Raw genomic sequence first — 13,707 nt, 5'->3', positions numbered from 1 at the left:
GGGATGTTTTTTCGCCTCTGGGCCGTGCCGAAGCTAGTTGGCCCTGGAAGAAGGCGTCAAGAATTTCAGGAACGGCCGAATGAGGGCGGCGGTCAATTACCTGAGGAAGAAAAGGGAGGAGGGCCGTCCAGGGGTGTCGGACGGCCCTCCCGGGGGTTCCCGGATCAGTGCGCGGGCCGTCGCACCCCGGCGACGAGGGCCGCGATGTCCGCCGCCCGGGTGCTGATGAAGTAGTGGCCGCCGTCGGGGAGTTCGTGCAGGACCACGTCGTCGGCGATGGCGGACCAGTCGCGGTAGCGCTCGGCGCCGCCCTTGGTGGTGGAGTCGTCCGCCGCGAGCACCACGTGGACCGGGACGCCGACCCGGTGCGGCGCCGGGTCGGCGTGCAGCTTCATGAGGTGGGTGTTGGTGGAGCGGACGTCGTGCTGGTAGGCCGAGCCGACGAGCGTGGCCCGTTCCGGCTTGAGCCGGTCCAGTTCGACGTAGGAGCTGTCCACCATGAGCCGTTCGGTGATCTGACGCGGGGTGAGGGCGCTGACCTCGTCGATCTCGGCGCGCAGGTCGGCGACCGGGTCGAGGAGGAGCGCGCCGAGGAAGACCTCGGTCGGGCCCACGCCGCTCGCCTCCAGCAGCCGGGCAGTGGCCAGGGCGTGGGAGCTGCCGGCGCAGTGGCCCCACAGCATCAGGGGTCCGGTCGCGCGCTGGAGCAGTTCGTCGCGGACGCGGCGGGCGATCTCCTCGACGTCCTGGGGCTGTTCGGGGGTGACGGTGACGTCGTGCGCGGGCAGTTCCACGCCGAGGACGGCGATCCCGTGTTCCGCCAGCCGCTCGGCGAGCAGCCGGAAGTTGACGGCGTTGCCGCCCGCGTAGGGGAAGCAGACCAGGGTGGACAGCGGTTCGGGGACGGGGTCGGCCAGCGGCTGGAGCAGGGCGTGGTCGGCCGGCCGGGAGTCCGCGTCCGCGTCGAGGAGGGCCGCGAGGTCGGCCAGGACGGGTGTCCCGATGAGCTGTTTCAGGGAGATGGCCCGGTCGAGTTCGACGACGAACCGTACGGCGGTGAGGGAGGTGCCGCCGAGGTGGAAGAAGTGGTCGTCGCGGCCGATGCGTTCCAGGGGGACGCCCAGGGCCTCGGCCCATTCCGTGGCGAGCCATCGCTCGGTGGGGGTGGCGGGGGCGGTGCGTGATCCCAGGGCGTGGCCGAGGGTCTCGGCGAGTTCCGTGAGCGTCCGCTTGTCGGTCTTGCCGTTCTCGTTGAGCGGCATGGCGTCCAGGCGGTGGATGTGCGCGGGGACCATGTAGTCGGGGAGCAGCGCGGACAGGTGGGCGCGCAGCTCGGGTTCCTCGGCCGGGCCGGAGGCGACGTAGAAGGCCGCGAGGCTCTTGTCGGCGCCCGTGCCCGCGCCGGGGTCGACGACGACGGCGCAGTCGAGGACGCCGGGGGCGGTGCGGAGTTTGTTCTCGATCTCGCCGATCTCGATACGGAAGCCCCGGACCTTGACCTGCTGGTCGCGCCGGCCGAGGTATTCGATGGTGCCTTCGGGCAGCCAGCGGCCGAAGTCGCCGGTGCGGTACATGCGGTCGCCCGGTACGAAGGGGTCCTGGACGAACGCCTCCGCGGTGCGTTCCGGGTCGTTGATGTATCCGCGTCCGACGGACACTCCGGCGAAGACGATCTCTCCGGGTGAGCCCAGGGGGGCGAGCCGGCCGCGCGCGTCGAGTATGTACGTGCGGACGTTGCGCAGGGAGCTGCCGACGGAGACGAAGTCGCGCACGGGCGGCGCGGTGAGCACCTCGTGCATGGTGTCGTCGCTGACCTCGGTGGCGCCGTAGGCGTTGACGAGCTGGACGCCGGGCTGCACGCCGAACCAGCGGCGCACCGGGTCGAGTTTGAGGGCCTCGCCCGTGACCGAGATCGAGCGGAGGACGCCGAGGTCGCGCGGGGTGCGTTCCAGGAGGCCGAGCAGGATCTCGAAGTACGAGGGGACGAGCTGGGCGACGGACACCCGGTGGTCGGCGAGTTCGTCGAGGAACCGCTCGGGGTCGAGCTGGGTGTCGGTGTCCACGATGCGTGCGGCGGCGCCGACCAGCCAGGGGGCGACGAGCTGCCACAGGGAGATGTCGAAGCACTGGGAGGCGGTCTGGGTGACCACGTCTCCGGCGCACAGGCCGACGGAGTCGATCTTCGCGTAGAGGTGGTTGATCATCCCGGCGTGTTCGCACTGGGCGCCCTTGGGGGCTCCGGTGGAGCCGGAGGTGAAGTAGACGTAGGCGGACTGTCCGGGCTCGATCCGCGTGTGCGGGCTGCCGGGGTCGTCGTCGCCGCGCAGCAGGTCCTCGGCGAAGAGCGTGGTCGTGTCCTGCCCTTCGAGGGCGGTGCCGGTGTCCCGGACGAGGTCGCGGGCCGACTCCTCGGCGACGACGAGGCGGCAGTCGCTGCGCCGGAGCTGGGTGGCGACGCGCTGGGCGGGGAAGTCGGGGCGGACCGGGAGGTAGGTGCCGCCGGCCTTGAGGACGCCGAGGAGGGTGGCCGCCCAGTCGAGGGTGCGGTCCATGACGACGGCGACGACGTCCTCGGGGCGCAGTCCGTGCCGCAGGAGGGCGGCGGCGACGCGGTTGGCGGCGGCGTCGAGGGTGCGGTAGTCCCAGCTGACGTCGCCTCGGGAGACGGCGACGGCGTCCGGGTGGGCGCGGGCCCGCTCTTCGAAGAGTGCGGGGAACATCGTGTCGGGCAGCGGCACCGCGGGGCCCGCCAGTTTGTGCAGGTGGTGTTCGCGCTCCTGCTCGGAGGGCAGGTCCAGTGCGCCGTGGCCGGCGTCGGGGGCTGCCGTCAGGTGGTCCAGCGCGGTGCGGAAGTAGCCGCCGAGCCGGTCCGCGTAGGCGGTGTCGATGACGCGGGTCCGGTGGTGGAGGTGGAGCGCGGGGTGGTCCCCGGTCACCAGGGCCACGTGGAGCGCGGTGTCCGGCGCGAGGGTCACCGGTCCGGCGGGGCTCTCGGCGTCGCCGGTCCGGGAGAGGTCCAGGACGATGTCGAACGGCTGGGCGGCGGCGCTGCGGCGGGCGAGGCTCGTCGTCACCGCGGTCACGAGGTCGCGCCAGCTGCCGTCGGGGATCTCCGTCCGCAGCGCGTGGGGTGCGCCCCGGTCCGTGGTCCCGGGTGCGAGGTGGCCGACGGTGACGTGGCGCTCCGCCGTGATCTCCGCGAGCACCTTCACCAGCGGTGCCAGGAGCAGCGCCTGTGTCTCGACAGACTCGACGGATGCGACGGACTCGGCGCCGGACAGCCGGCGCAGGGCTGCGAGCGGGCCGGGTGACAGCCGCACCACCACCTCGCCGACCGCGTCCTCGTCGGCGTCCCACGCGGCCCATCGCGGAACCTTCGTCGGCACCATGACCGGTCGCGCCGTCGACAGCGACGCCGGATGTGGTGTTCCGGACACTTTCAACCCCCGTTCGCTCGTCACTGACTCGATGCGCCTTCCATGGCCGCGATGAGGCTCTTGGGCCGCATGTCGGTCCAGTGGGTGTTGATGTGGTCCAGCGCCGACTGGCGGTCGGTCTCCGTGAGTTCGACCGTCCAGCCTTCGGGCACCTCGGCGAACGAGGGCCACAGGGAGTACTGGCCCTCGTCGTTGATCAGGACGAGGTAGACGCCATCGGGATCCTCGAAGGGGTTCACGCTCATCGTCAGGACTCCTTGAGTTTCGTCGGCGCACGGCATTGTCCGGCGCACAGGACCGGAGTATATGAATCCCGGCCGAACTCGGGAGCGGCCGAAGGGAATATGGGGGCGTGATTAAGGAGCGGGTGAAGGACGGCGTCCGAAGGCGGTCCGGCCGAGTGCGTTATTCACGGGTCGTTGAAAGCCGGTGACAAGCCGGACCGGCGCTCGCGAGCATATGCGGCGTGGGAACTACGCAGCACACCATGGCGACGAGCGGCGAATTCCGCGCGCTGATGTCGGGCTTTCCCTCCGGGGTGGCCGTACTGACCAGTGTCGGGCCGGACGGTACGCCGGTCGGCCTCACCTGTTCGTCGCTGTGCAGCGTCTCGGTGGATCCGCCGGTGCTGCTGGCGTGTGTCCGCAGCGCGAGTCCCACCCTGGACGCGATCCTGCGGTTCGGGGGCTTCGCCGTGAACCTGCTGCACGAGAACGCCCGCGCGACGTCCGAGCTGTTCAGCTCCGGCGCACCCGACCGGTTCGACCGTGTCGCGTGGCGGCCCGCCCCGGCCAGTGGTCTGCCGCATCTGGTCGACCAGGCCCACACGGTCGCGGACTGCGAGATCCGGAGCAGCGAGACCGTGGGCGATCACACGGTCGTGTTCGGTGGTGTACGGCGGGTGCGTGCCCTGACGTCCGCGCCGCCCAGGCCGCTGGTCTACGGGCTGCGCCGGTACACGGGGTGGCCGCCTCGGTGATGAGGCGGCCACCCGGTCACTGAGTTGTCACCGAGCCGTCACTGAGCTGCGCTCAGGGCCAGGGCCTGGTCCTGGAACGGCTTCGGTACGGGGCTGCCCACGGTCACCAGGGCGGAGCCCAGTGGAGTGAGCGAGTGCACCATCGTGTTGAAGCGCCTGCGGCTGGTGACCAGTCCCGCACTGCGCAGCACCGTGGCGTGCTGGCTCGCCGCAGCGGGCGAGATGCCGAGTCTTCGGCCCAGTTCGCTGGTGTTGCAGGTCTCCGCCAGCGCCTCCAGCACCCGGGCCCTCGTACGGCCGACCAGCGCGGCGAGAGCGCGGGCGTCGGCCCCGGCCGCGTCCCACAGCGCGTTGGCCCCGGTGGTGTCCAGGGACGTCGGATAGACCAGGACGGGCGTGCGCTGTTCGTCGCGGCGGCCGGTGAAGATCCTCGGCCGGTCGATGAACAGGGACGGCACGACGTTCAGGCCCCTGCCGTTGAGGTGGATCTCCTCGCCGCGTCCTGAGGCGATCGTCAGGACCGGTGGCAGCCAGCCGACCCACGTGTGCAGGTTGCTGAACATGGTCTCGATGCCGCCGCTCGCCATCATGCGGCACCGGGCTTCGCGGTCCATCTGGAGGTAGGCCCGCGCCTTGCCCCAGTAGGGGCTGACGCCCAGGTCGAGCATCCGGCGCACCACTGGGTCAGGTGGTGGGCCTTCCGCCGCCTCGCGCTGTGCCGTCTCCTGCGCCAGCAGGTCGAACAGCCAGGTGCCGCCGTTGCCCTGACCCGCGGCCGGTGGTCCGGCCTGCCGCGGGACGACCGGAGCCGGTGGCGTGCGGCGCATCCGCAGGCTCACCGCCTCCCGCCAGCGGGAGAAGGCGGCTCCGCCGCCGCCGCGCCGCAAGAGATCGACGGCGAACACGGCCTCGGCGACGGGCCCCACCGTGGGCAGGACCTTGAGCTGTACTAAGTCGTCCATCGTGAAATGCACACTTTGCATGTGGCTCCCCCTGTTCGAGCCCGCTCCGCTGGACAGCCGATACGGGCACAAGCCGCTGCGAACAATGCACTGTGCCGGCCAACAGAGGGATGACGCCGGTAGCAGTTCCCCCGTTGCCGCGGGGCACCCTCCGACGTGCCCCCTACGCATCAGCTAAGCACTCTATACACAGGTTGACGTAGAAGTCTTCAGACCATCAACTACTTCGTCAGCACCCGAAACAGCGCACACAGGCCGGTGCCCGGTCACGCCTGCGGGGGATTCAGGCGTGCCGGGCACCGGGGCTTGAGGGGGGCCGCCGGTCAGGCGTCCCGGCGGCGCAGGACGTAGACGCCGGCCACATGGGCGGCGACGGCCCACGCCAGGACGACCAGCAGGCTCACCGCGTTCGGGTAGGGAGCGTCGCCGTCGTTCAGCATGAAGTGACCGCCCGCGGACTGCGGCATGTAGTCGTTGATGGCCAGCAGCACCGGGCCGCCCAGTCCGACGAGCATGCTGGGCAGGGCGGAGACCACGAAGAAGATCACGGAGACGGCGCCGGCCGCGGTCCGCAGGGCGAACGACGCCCCCACCGTCATCACACAGATCAGGGCGAAGTAGATGCCCATGGCGACGGCCTGGTACAGCACCTTCGACAGGTCGAAGGTGGCGTACCCGCGGAAGGACCACCAGGCCAGGGCGTCGCCCAGCAGGGCGAACAGGACTCCGGTGACGAAGCCCACCAGGGCGCCCAGCAGCGCCTTGGCCAGCTGCACGCGGTGCCTGACCGGCACCCACAGCAGCGAGGTGCGCACGCTGCTCGTCGAGTACTCGCTCGTCACCATCGTCATCGCCAGCACCACCAGGGCGAACTGGGTGAGGATGGCCGACGACACCGAGGCGTTGCCGACGGGCTGGATCGGCTTGTCGTTGATCCGGGCGATCGACCCGTAGTAGAAGGTGAAGATCCCCGTCACGATCAGGCCGATCAGCAGGCAGACGTACGGCGTGCGGATGGACCACAGCTTGGTCCACTCCGAGGCGAACGCGCCGGGGAATCCGCCCCCGGTGTGCCCGGAGTCCATACGGTCGCGGCGGTCCTCGCCGGCCCTGGTCGTTACGGCGCTCATGCTCCCGCTCCCTGCATCTCCCGGGGCTCCGTGCCCTCGAACACGGTGTTGCCCGTTCCGTACTCCACGCTCTGCGCGGTCAGTTCCATGTACGCCTGCTCCAGCGAGGCGGAGACGGCCCGCAGTTCGTGCAGGCGCACCCCCAGCCCGTGGGCCAGGTCGCCGACCTGCTCGACGCTGCGGCCCTTGACCACGATCTCGTCGGCCTCGGGCGACTGCACGTCCGTGTCGCCGTCCTTGAGGAGGTGGTCGACCAGGGTCCGCAGGTCCTGCGGGTCCGGCACGCGCACCCGCACCGACGCCAGCGAGCTGTTGGCCAGCAGGTCGGCCATCGGGGTGTCGGCCAGGAGCTTGCCCCGTCCGATGATGACCAGTTGGTCGGCGGTCAGCTGCATCTCGCTCATCAGGTGGCTGGACAGGAAGACCGTCCGGCCCTCCGCGGCCAGCGACCGCACGAGTTCGCGCACCCAGCGCACCCCGTCGGGGTCGAGGCCGTTGACCGGCTCGTCGAAGATGAGCACCTTCGGGTCGCCGAGCAGCGCGCCCGCCACACCCAGCCGCTGGTACATGCCGAGGGAGAACGCCCCGGCCCTGCGCCGCGCCACCTTCGTCAGGCCGACCGTCTCCAGCACCTCGTCCACCCGGCGCAGCGGAATGCCGTTGCTGCGGGCCTGGGCCACCAGGTGGCTGCGCGCGGAGCGGGCCGGGTGCAGCGCCTTGGCGTCGAGGAGCGCGCCGACCTCGCGGATCGGGTGGCGCATCGAGGAGTACGGCTTGCCGTCGATGAGCGCCTCGCCCTCGGACGGGTGGTCCAGGCCGAGGATCATGCGCATCGTGGTCGACTTACCGGCGCCGTTGGGCCCCAGGAAGCCGGTCACCTGGCCTTCCTTGATGTCCAGGGTCAGGCCGTCCACGGCGACGGTCTCGCCATAACGCTTGGTCAGACCTCGCAGGGTGATCACAGGTTGTCCCTTCGGCTGGTGCGAACTGCTTCAACACTAGGAAGCCGGGGGATCCCGCACATCGATCGTTCGCCAGGGCCAACACCCCTACTTTCGTCAGGGGTTGGCGCGCGTCCTCGGTACTAGGGTCGAACCGTGCACGAGACGCCTCAAGACAAACCTCCGGTGCGGATCCTCCTCGCCGACGACGAAGCGATGATCCGTTCAGGAGTACGCGCGATCCTGGCGAGACACCCGGGGATGGAGGTGGTCGCCGAGGCGGCCGACGGGCAGACGGCCGTCGAACTGGCCCGCGAGCACCGCCCCGACGTGGCCCTGCTGGACATCCAGATGCCCCGGCTCGACGGCCTGGCCGCCGCCGCGCAGATGTACGCCGACCGCCCCGGCGCGGCGGTGATCATGCTGACGACGTTCGGGGAGGACGAGTTCATCGCCCGCGCGCTGCACGACGGCGCCAGCGGGTTCCTGCTGAAGGCGGACGACCCGCGCGAGCTGCTCAACGGCGTGCTGGCGGTGGCCGCGGGGGGCGCCTACCTCTCCCCGAACGTGGCCGCCCGGGTGATCAGCGGGCTGCGGGCCGGCCGGATGGCGAACGAGGCGCCGCCGAGCCGCGCCGTGGAGCGGCTCACGGAGCGGGAGCGCGACGTGCTGGCGCTCCTGGGGGCCGGGCTGTCCAACGCCGAGATCGGCGCGCGGCTGTATCTGGTGGAGGGCACGGTCAAGGCGCATGTGAGCGCCATCCTCAGCAAGCTCGGGGTGCGCAACCGGGTGGAGGCGGCCATCGCCGCGCACGAGGCGGGCGTGGTCAGGCGCAAGTAGCGCGCGGGCCGCCTCCACCGGGCGAAGGCCCTCACACCTCCGCGTACGCCTCGGCCTGGAGCGCGTACATCTCGGCGTACCGGCCGCCCAGGTCCATGAGTTCGGCGTGCGTGCCCTGCTCCTCGATCCGCCCCTGGTGCATCACGATGATGCGGTCCGCGCGGCGGACGTTCACCAGCCGGTGGGTGACCAGGATCGTGGTGCGGGAGCCGCCCTCGCGCAGGGCGCTGGCCCGGCGCAGCCCCTCGAAGACGACGGCCTCGGCCTTGGCGTCGAGGGCGGCGGTGGGTTCGTCGGCGACGAGGACGGCGGCGTCGCGGTAGACGCCGCGGGCGACCCCGACGCGCTGCCACTGTCCGCCGGACAGGTCGCGTCCGCCGACGAACTCCTTGGACAGGACGGTCTGCGGGCCGTCGGGCAGGGAGCCCAGCACCTCGCCGATGCCCGAGGACGCCGCCGCCTCCCGCCAGCGCTCATCCGACTCGTCCGCGTCCTCCAGGCGGCCGATGCGGACGTTCGTCTCGGCGGTCATGGGCCAGCGGGCCGGCTCCTGGGAGATCAGGGCGACCTGGCCGAAGAGCGACTCCTCGGTCGCCACCGCGATGTCGACGCCGTCCCAGCGCACGGTGCCCGAGGTGGGCCGGTACAGGCCGGTGATGACCTTGCTGAGGGTGGTCTTCCCGGACCCGTTCTCGCCGACCAGGGCCACCACCTCGCCCCGGCCGATGGTCAGCTCGATGCCGTGCAGCGCGGGCGCGGGGCTGCCGGGGTAGCTGAACTCCACGTCGTCCAGGTGGATACGGGCGGGGTCGTGGGGGGCCTCGGCGACGGCGGGCGGGCGGCGGCGGGACGCCGCGTCGGTGAGGAGTTCGCGGTAGAGCTGGAGGTAGTGCGACAGCTCGTAGATCCGGTTGACGGACCTCATCGTGACCGCGAGTCCCAGGTTCGCGTTGCGCATCGCGACGACCGCCGTACCGGCCAGGGCCAGCGGCATGATGCCGTCGTAGAGCAGGTAGCCCAGCAGGACGTAGGCGAGGCCGGTGCTGAAGCCGGTCATGGTGCGACCGATCAGCTGGACGGCGCCCTTCTTCGTCTCCAGCGCCACGGCCTCGCCCGTCAGGACGTGCGCGACGCGCCGGTGCTCGGCCATCAGCGGCTCCTGGAGGCGGTAGGCGCGGACCTCGGCGGCCACCTCCCGTTTCACGATCAGGTCCTGGACGACGCCGATGCGCAGCTGGCGGGTGGCGTTGTCGAGGAAGCTGAGGAAGTCGAGCTTGCCGATCTGCGTCGCGGTCCAGATCTCCGCCAGCGCGGCGAGGAGCATGACGGGCAGCAGCCACACGCTCAGCAGGGCGGTGGCGACGAGTGCGGCGAGCATCGACACCAGGGAGCGCAGCACTTCCGCGAGGAGGCGGATGCTCTGGTCGATCGAGGGCATGCCGCGCTGGACGCCCTGGCGGACCAGCTCGCGGAAGCTGGGGTCGTCGAACGCCTTCAGCTCGACGGCGACGACGGCGCTGTCCATGGCGTCCTGCGCGGCTGCCATGATCCGGGGCCGCAGCCGCCCCTGGAGGACCGTCGCGACGCTCTCCATCAGACCGCGCAGGGCGTAGGAGCCCACCACGGCGAGGACCGCGGGCAGCGAGTCCATCACCCGGTCCGGTGTGGGCCCTTCGGCCAGCAGGACCGTCAGCACATTGGCGGTGGCGATCAGGCCGAACGCCGCCGCGCCGCCGGCCAGGAGCTGGGTGAGCGCGACCACCAGGGTGAGGGGGCGCGAGGCGCGCCAGGCGAGGGCGACGATGACCGCGACCGCCGACGGTACGGCCCGCAGGGTGGCGGCGACGCCCCGCTCGGCGATGCTCTCCCCGGGGGTCGCCCAGGTCGGCGTCTGGAAGTTGTCGGTGCCTATCAGCGACGTACTGCGCCGCACCGGCTTGCCGTCCACGGTTCTCCTCATGTGCTCACGACGGGGCTGCTCACGGCGAGCGGCGCACCCGAGAGGTACCCGGCCACCCGGTCGAGTGCCGCGGCGAGCTGCGCGCGGTCGCGGACGAGCGCGATCCTGACCCAGTCGTCACCGGCGGCCGGGTCGGCGAAGAAGGACCCGCCCGGGGCGACGAGCACCTTCGCGTGGGTGACGAGTTCGCGGGCGAGGTCGGACGACGCCCGGCCGAGGCCGGCCGTTTCGGCGAGGAGGAACCAGCCCCCCTCGGGGGTGTGCACGGTGAACCCGGCCCGGCGCAGTGCGGCGCACACCAGGTCGCGGCGCTCCTGGAACTCGGCGCGGGCCGCGTCCACATCGCGGTCGTCCAGCGCGCCGAGCGCGACCGCGCCCCGCTGGAGGGGGTGCGGGGTGCCGAGGGTGGTGCGCTCGTGGACGCTGCGCAGCCCGGCGGTGATCTCCGGCGGTGCGACGCAGTAGCCGAGCCGCCAGCCGCTCATCCTGCGGGTCTTGGAGAAGCTGCCCACGACGACGGAGCGTTCCCGCAGGGCGGGTACGGAACCCAGCGGCGAGTGGTGGGGCCGGCCGTCGTAGGTGAAGCGGTCGTACACCTCGTCGGTGATCAGGGTCAGGCCGTGGCGTTCGCAGACCGCGGTGAGCGCCGCGAACTCCGCCGCGTCGAAGACCCGGCCGGTGGGGTTGTGGGGGTTGTTGAGCAGGACGGCGCGGGTGCGGGGCGTCACGGCGGCGGCCAGCGCCTCCTCGGTGAGGCGCCAGTCGGGGCCGGTGAGGGTGACGAACCGCGGTACGGCGCCGGCGAGTTCGACGACCCCGGGGTGGTTCTCGAAGAACGGCTGCGGGATCAGCACCTCGTCGCCGGGGTCCGTCGTCGCGAGGAGCGCGACCAGCAGCCCTTCGGTGGCGCCCGCGCTGATGACGAGTTCCCGCTCGGGGTCCACGTCCACCCCGCGTTCGGCGGCGAGCCGGTCGGCCACCACCACCCGCAGGTCGAGGAGTCCGGCCGGGTCGGTGTACTGGTTGGCGCCGGAGGCGAGCGCGGCGGCGGCGGCCTCGACGGCGGCGCGGGGCGGGTCGCCGGTGGGGATGCCGAGCGCGAGGTCGGTGGCGCCGCCCGCGCGGGCGGCGGGCAGGAGGGCGGCGAGGCCCAGCGGGGGGAGGCCGGCCGTCCTGCGCGACAGGTGCCCGGCCGTCACAGCTCGCAGTCCTTGCGCTCCACCGGGTCGCCCATGGCGACCAGGACCTCGCGGTCGCCCTGGAAGGGTTCGCGGCCGTGCGCGACGCGGAGGTTGTCGACGAGCATGATGTCGCCGCGCTGCCAGCGTTCGGCCATCCTGACCTGTTCGTAGGCGGCGTTGATCAGCTCGATCTCCCGTCGGCCGACGGGCTCCCCGTCGCCGTAGAACGTGCGGAAGGGCAGGTCCTCGCCGCATTCCCCGCGCAGGAACTCGCGGACGGACTCCTCCAGGCTCCACTCGCTCCAGAACGCGACGTGGTTGAACCAGGAGGTGTCCCCGGTCTGCGGGTGCCGGATCAGTGCGGAGCGGGCCTGCGTGGTGGTGAGCCGGTCGCCGTGCCACTCGGTGGTGAGCTGCTGCGTGCGCGCGTACCGCTCCACCTCGGCGCGGTCCTCGGTGCCGAACGCCTCCTGCCAGGTGAGCCCGAAGTGGCCCCAGTAGTTGCGCACCAGCTTCCAGCCCTGCTCGCGGAAGCGTGCCACCAGGTCCTCGGGCAGCAGGCCGGCCATGGCGCGTACGTCGCCGAGGAAGGTCTCGCCGCCGACGGCGGGCGCGGTCAGGCACGCGAAGACGAGCAGGCCGGGGTAGCTGAGCGCGTAGCTGTTCTCGTTGTGCAGCCGGATACGGCGGCGGGCGGGCACGTCGGTGGCGGTGAACACCCCGCGTCCGTACGCGCTGCGCGGGGTCGCCTTCTCCACGTAGTCGGCGGGCCTGCCGATGATCCGGTCGCGCAGCAGGGCGAACTCGGCGGCGGTGGCGAAGGGCAGGCCCCGCAGGAGGACCGAGCCGTGCTCGGTGCGCAGGTCGCGCAGGTCGTCGAGGTGTTCGGAGAGCCAGTCGGCCGACCGTTCCAGGGACAGGTTCTGCGGTATCCGTCGGACGGGTATCCGGTTCGGGGCGAGTTCGGTCGGCATGGTGATGGTTCCTTCGTCAGGCGGCGGCGGGCAGGTGCAGCAGGCCGCGCAGGGCGGCGGTGGGCCGGCGTACGGGCCGGCCGGCCGGGCGCAGGCCCGGTGCGCGTTCGGCCAGCACCTTCAGCGCCACGTCGGCTTCCATGCGGGCGAGCGGGGCTCCCACGCAGTAGTGGGCGCCGCTCAGGAACGCCAGGTGCGAGGTGGCGTCGGGCCGGGTGATGTCGAAGCGGTGGGGGTCGGTGAAGACGTCGGGGTCGCGGTTGGCGCCGCCCAGGACCAGCATCAGGACCGTGTCCGGGGGCAGGGTGCGGCCGGCGGCCTCGAACTCCTCGCGGGCGACGCGGATCGAGTACTGCACCGGCGGGTCGTAGCGCAGCGACTCCTCGGCGACGGCCGGGGCCAGCGCGGGGTCGGCGACGAGCTTCTCCCACTGGACGGGGTCGGCCATGAGCCGCAGGGCGGCGTTGGAGACCAGGTTCGTGGTGGTCTCGAAGCCCGCGGTGAGCAGGAGCTGGCAGGTGCCGACGATCTCGCGCTCGGGGAGGGCCTGGTCGCCCTCGGGCTTGAGGAGTTCGCTGACCAGGTCGTCGCCCGGTTCGGCGCGGCGCCTGCGGACCAGCGCGGCGAACAGTTCGTCGAGTTCGCGCACGGCGGTACGGAACTCCCTGGCCTGGCGGTTGGAGCGGATGCCGTCGATGGCCTTGCCGGTGATCAGCCCGTAGTGGGCGAAGAGTTCGACGTCCACGTCGGCCAGGCCCAGCAGTTCGCTGATGACGGTGATGGGCAGGGGCGAGGCGAAGTCGGTGACCAGGTCGAACTCGTCCTTGGCGAGCGCCTCGTCCAGGAGCCGGTGGGCGACCTCCTCGGTGCGGCGCCGGTACTCGCCGATCTTGCGGGGCCGGAAGGCGGGTGCGACCAGCCGCCGCCACCGCATGTGATCGGAGAGTTCCTCCTGGAGGAAGTTGGTGTCCCCGGACGGGCCTTGTTCGCCGGGCGGGGTCATGCGCTCGGGTTCCTCGTTGCGCCGGGCGAAGGCGGGGTCGCGCAGCACGCGGGTGCACAGGTCGTGGGAGGTGACGGCGTGCAGTCCGAGGCCGCTGCGGTAGAGGGGGCCGCGGGCGCGTATCTGCTCGTACAGCGGATAGGGGTCGTCGAGCCGTTCGTGCAGCATCAGTTGGCCGACGAGGTCGCCCCGGCGGGCCATGGTCCACACGTTGGCGCGTCTCAGCCGGCGTTTCGCTGTCCGGAGCAGGTCGGTGGCGGTAGGCATGGGGCTCTCCCGGGTGGTGGCGGGCGGACAATC

At 71.8% G+C, this 13,707-nt stretch carries 11 protein-coding genes; 2 read left to right on the top strand and 9 right to left on the bottom strand.

The annotated features are described in order from the left end of the window. Positions 1-164 precede the first annotated feature (164 nt). Both J8M50_RS38115 and J8M50_RS38110 read right to left on the bottom strand, forming a co-directional pair. Positions 165-3,389, bottom strand: a complete 3,225-nt coding sequence (locus J8M50_RS38115) for a non-ribosomal peptide synthetase (protein ID WP_010355019.1) — start codon at positions 3,387-3,389, stop codon at positions 165-167. A 68-nt stretch (positions 3,390-3,457) separates the two neighbouring features. Further along, positions 3,458-3,682: an MbtH family protein gene (locus J8M50_RS38110; protein WP_010355018.1), complete on the bottom strand. Its 225-nt coding sequence runs from the start codon at positions 3,680-3,682 to the stop codon at positions 3,458-3,460. 221 nt (positions 3,683-3,903) lie between these two features. On the opposite strand from J8M50_RS38110, the gene J8M50_RS38105 reads away from it, so the two are divergent. Beyond that, positions 3,904-4,416 (top strand): flavin reductase family protein, encoded by a 513-nt coding sequence (locus J8M50_RS38105; RefSeq protein WP_223786388.1) that lies wholly within the window; start codon positions 3,904-3,906, stop codon positions 4,414-4,416. A gap of 38 nt (positions 4,417-4,454) precedes the next feature. Here J8M50_RS38105 and J8M50_RS38100 read toward each other — a convergent pair whose 3' ends face one another. The 3 genes from J8M50_RS38100 to J8M50_RS38090 form a co-directional block, all read right to left on the bottom strand. Next, positions 4,455-5,378: an ArsR/SmtB family transcription factor gene (locus J8M50_RS38100; RefSeq protein WP_050987264.1), complete on the bottom strand. Its 924-nt coding sequence runs from the start codon at positions 5,376-5,378 to the stop codon at positions 4,455-4,457. Positions 5,379-5,701: 323 nt separating this feature from the next. Further along, positions 5,702-6,508 (bottom strand): ABC-2 transporter permease family protein, encoded by an 807-nt coding sequence (locus J8M50_RS38095; RefSeq protein WP_010355015.1) that lies wholly within the window; start codon positions 6,506-6,508, stop codon positions 5,702-5,704. Then, positions 6,505-7,470 (bottom strand): ABC transporter ATP-binding protein, encoded by a 966-nt coding sequence (locus J8M50_RS38090; RefSeq protein WP_010355014.1) that lies wholly within the window; start codon positions 7,468-7,470, stop codon positions 6,505-6,507. Before J8M50_RS38090 ends, J8M50_RS38095 begins: the two co-directional genes overlap by 4 nt. Before the next feature lie 135 nt (positions 7,471-7,605). Here J8M50_RS38090 and J8M50_RS38085 point away from each other — a divergent pair, with 135 nt between their 5' ends. Beyond that, a complete protein-coding gene (locus J8M50_RS38085; protein WP_040836899.1) occupies positions 7,606-8,289 on the top strand; it encodes a response regulator in 684 nt (227 codons plus the stop codon). 31 nt (positions 8,290-8,320) lie between these two features. Here J8M50_RS38085 and J8M50_RS38080 read toward each other — a convergent pair whose 3' ends face one another. Genes J8M50_RS38080 through J8M50_RS38065 form a run of 4 tightly spaced genes read right to left on the bottom strand, consistent with a single transcriptional unit; the run spans position 8,321 to position 13,674 of the window. Further along, positions 8,321-10,249 (bottom strand): ABC transporter ATP-binding protein, encoded by a 1,929-nt coding sequence (locus J8M50_RS38080; RefSeq protein WP_050987263.1) that lies wholly within the window; start codon positions 10,247-10,249, stop codon positions 8,321-8,323. Beyond that, positions 10,246-11,448 (bottom strand): pyridoxal phosphate-dependent aminotransferase, encoded by a 1,203-nt coding sequence (locus J8M50_RS38075; RefSeq protein WP_010355011.1) that lies wholly within the window; start codon positions 11,446-11,448, stop codon positions 10,246-10,248. The genes J8M50_RS38080 and J8M50_RS38075 overlap by 4 nt, the downstream gene beginning before the upstream one ends. After that, a complete protein-coding gene (locus J8M50_RS38070; RefSeq protein WP_010355010.1) occupies positions 11,445-12,404 on the bottom strand; it encodes a TauD/TfdA family dioxygenase in 960 nt (319 codons plus the stop codon). The genes J8M50_RS38075 and J8M50_RS38070 overlap by 4 nt, the downstream gene beginning before the upstream one ends. Before the next feature lie 16 nt (positions 12,405-12,420). Further along, the gene (locus J8M50_RS38065) at positions 12,421-13,674 is read right to left on the bottom strand and encodes a cytochrome P450 (RefSeq protein ID WP_010355009.1); all 1,254 of its coding nucleotides are present in this window, start codon (positions 13,672-13,674) and stop codon (positions 12,421-12,423) included. Positions 13,675-13,707: the final 33 nt, after the last annotated feature.

The sequence above is a fragment of the Streptomyces acidiscabies genome (genome assembly GCF_020010905.1).
Classification (GTDB): domain Bacteria; phylum Actinomycetota; class Actinomycetes; order Streptomycetales; family Streptomycetaceae; genus Streptomyces; species Streptomyces acidiscabies.
Note: the sequence above shows the minus strand (reverse complement) of the source record. Positions and strands in the feature narration are given on the sequence as shown.

What these genes read in the sequence shown, in the direction of transcription:
- J8M50_RS38095 (WP_010355015.1), bottom strand. Translation starts at nt 6,508, where the DNA reads ATGAGCGCCGTAACGACCAGGGCCGGCGAGGACCGCCGCGACCGTATG.
- J8M50_RS38110 (WP_010355018.1), bottom strand. Translation starts at nt 3,682, where the DNA reads ATGAGCGTGAACCCCTTCGAGGATCCCGATGGCGTCTACCTCGTCCTG.
- J8M50_RS38065 (WP_010355009.1), bottom strand. Translation starts at nt 13,674, where the DNA reads ATGCCTACCGCCACCGACCTGCTCCGGACAGCGAAACGCCGGCTGAGA.
- J8M50_RS38115 (WP_010355019.1), bottom strand. Translation starts at nt 3,389, where the DNA reads ATGGTGCCGACGAAGGTTCCGCGATGGGCCGCGTGGGACGCCGACGAG.
- J8M50_RS38080 (WP_050987263.1), bottom strand. Translation starts at nt 10,249, where the DNA reads ATGAGGAGAACCGTGGACGGCAAGCCGGTGCGGCGCAGTACGTCGCTG.
- J8M50_RS38070 (WP_010355010.1), bottom strand. Translation starts at nt 12,404, where the DNA reads ATGCCGACCGAACTCGCCCCGAACCGGATACCCGTCCGACGGATACCG.
- J8M50_RS38100 (WP_050987264.1), bottom strand. Translation starts at nt 5,378, where the DNA reads ATGGACGACTTAGTACAGCTCAAGGTCCTGCCCACGGTGGGGCCCGTC.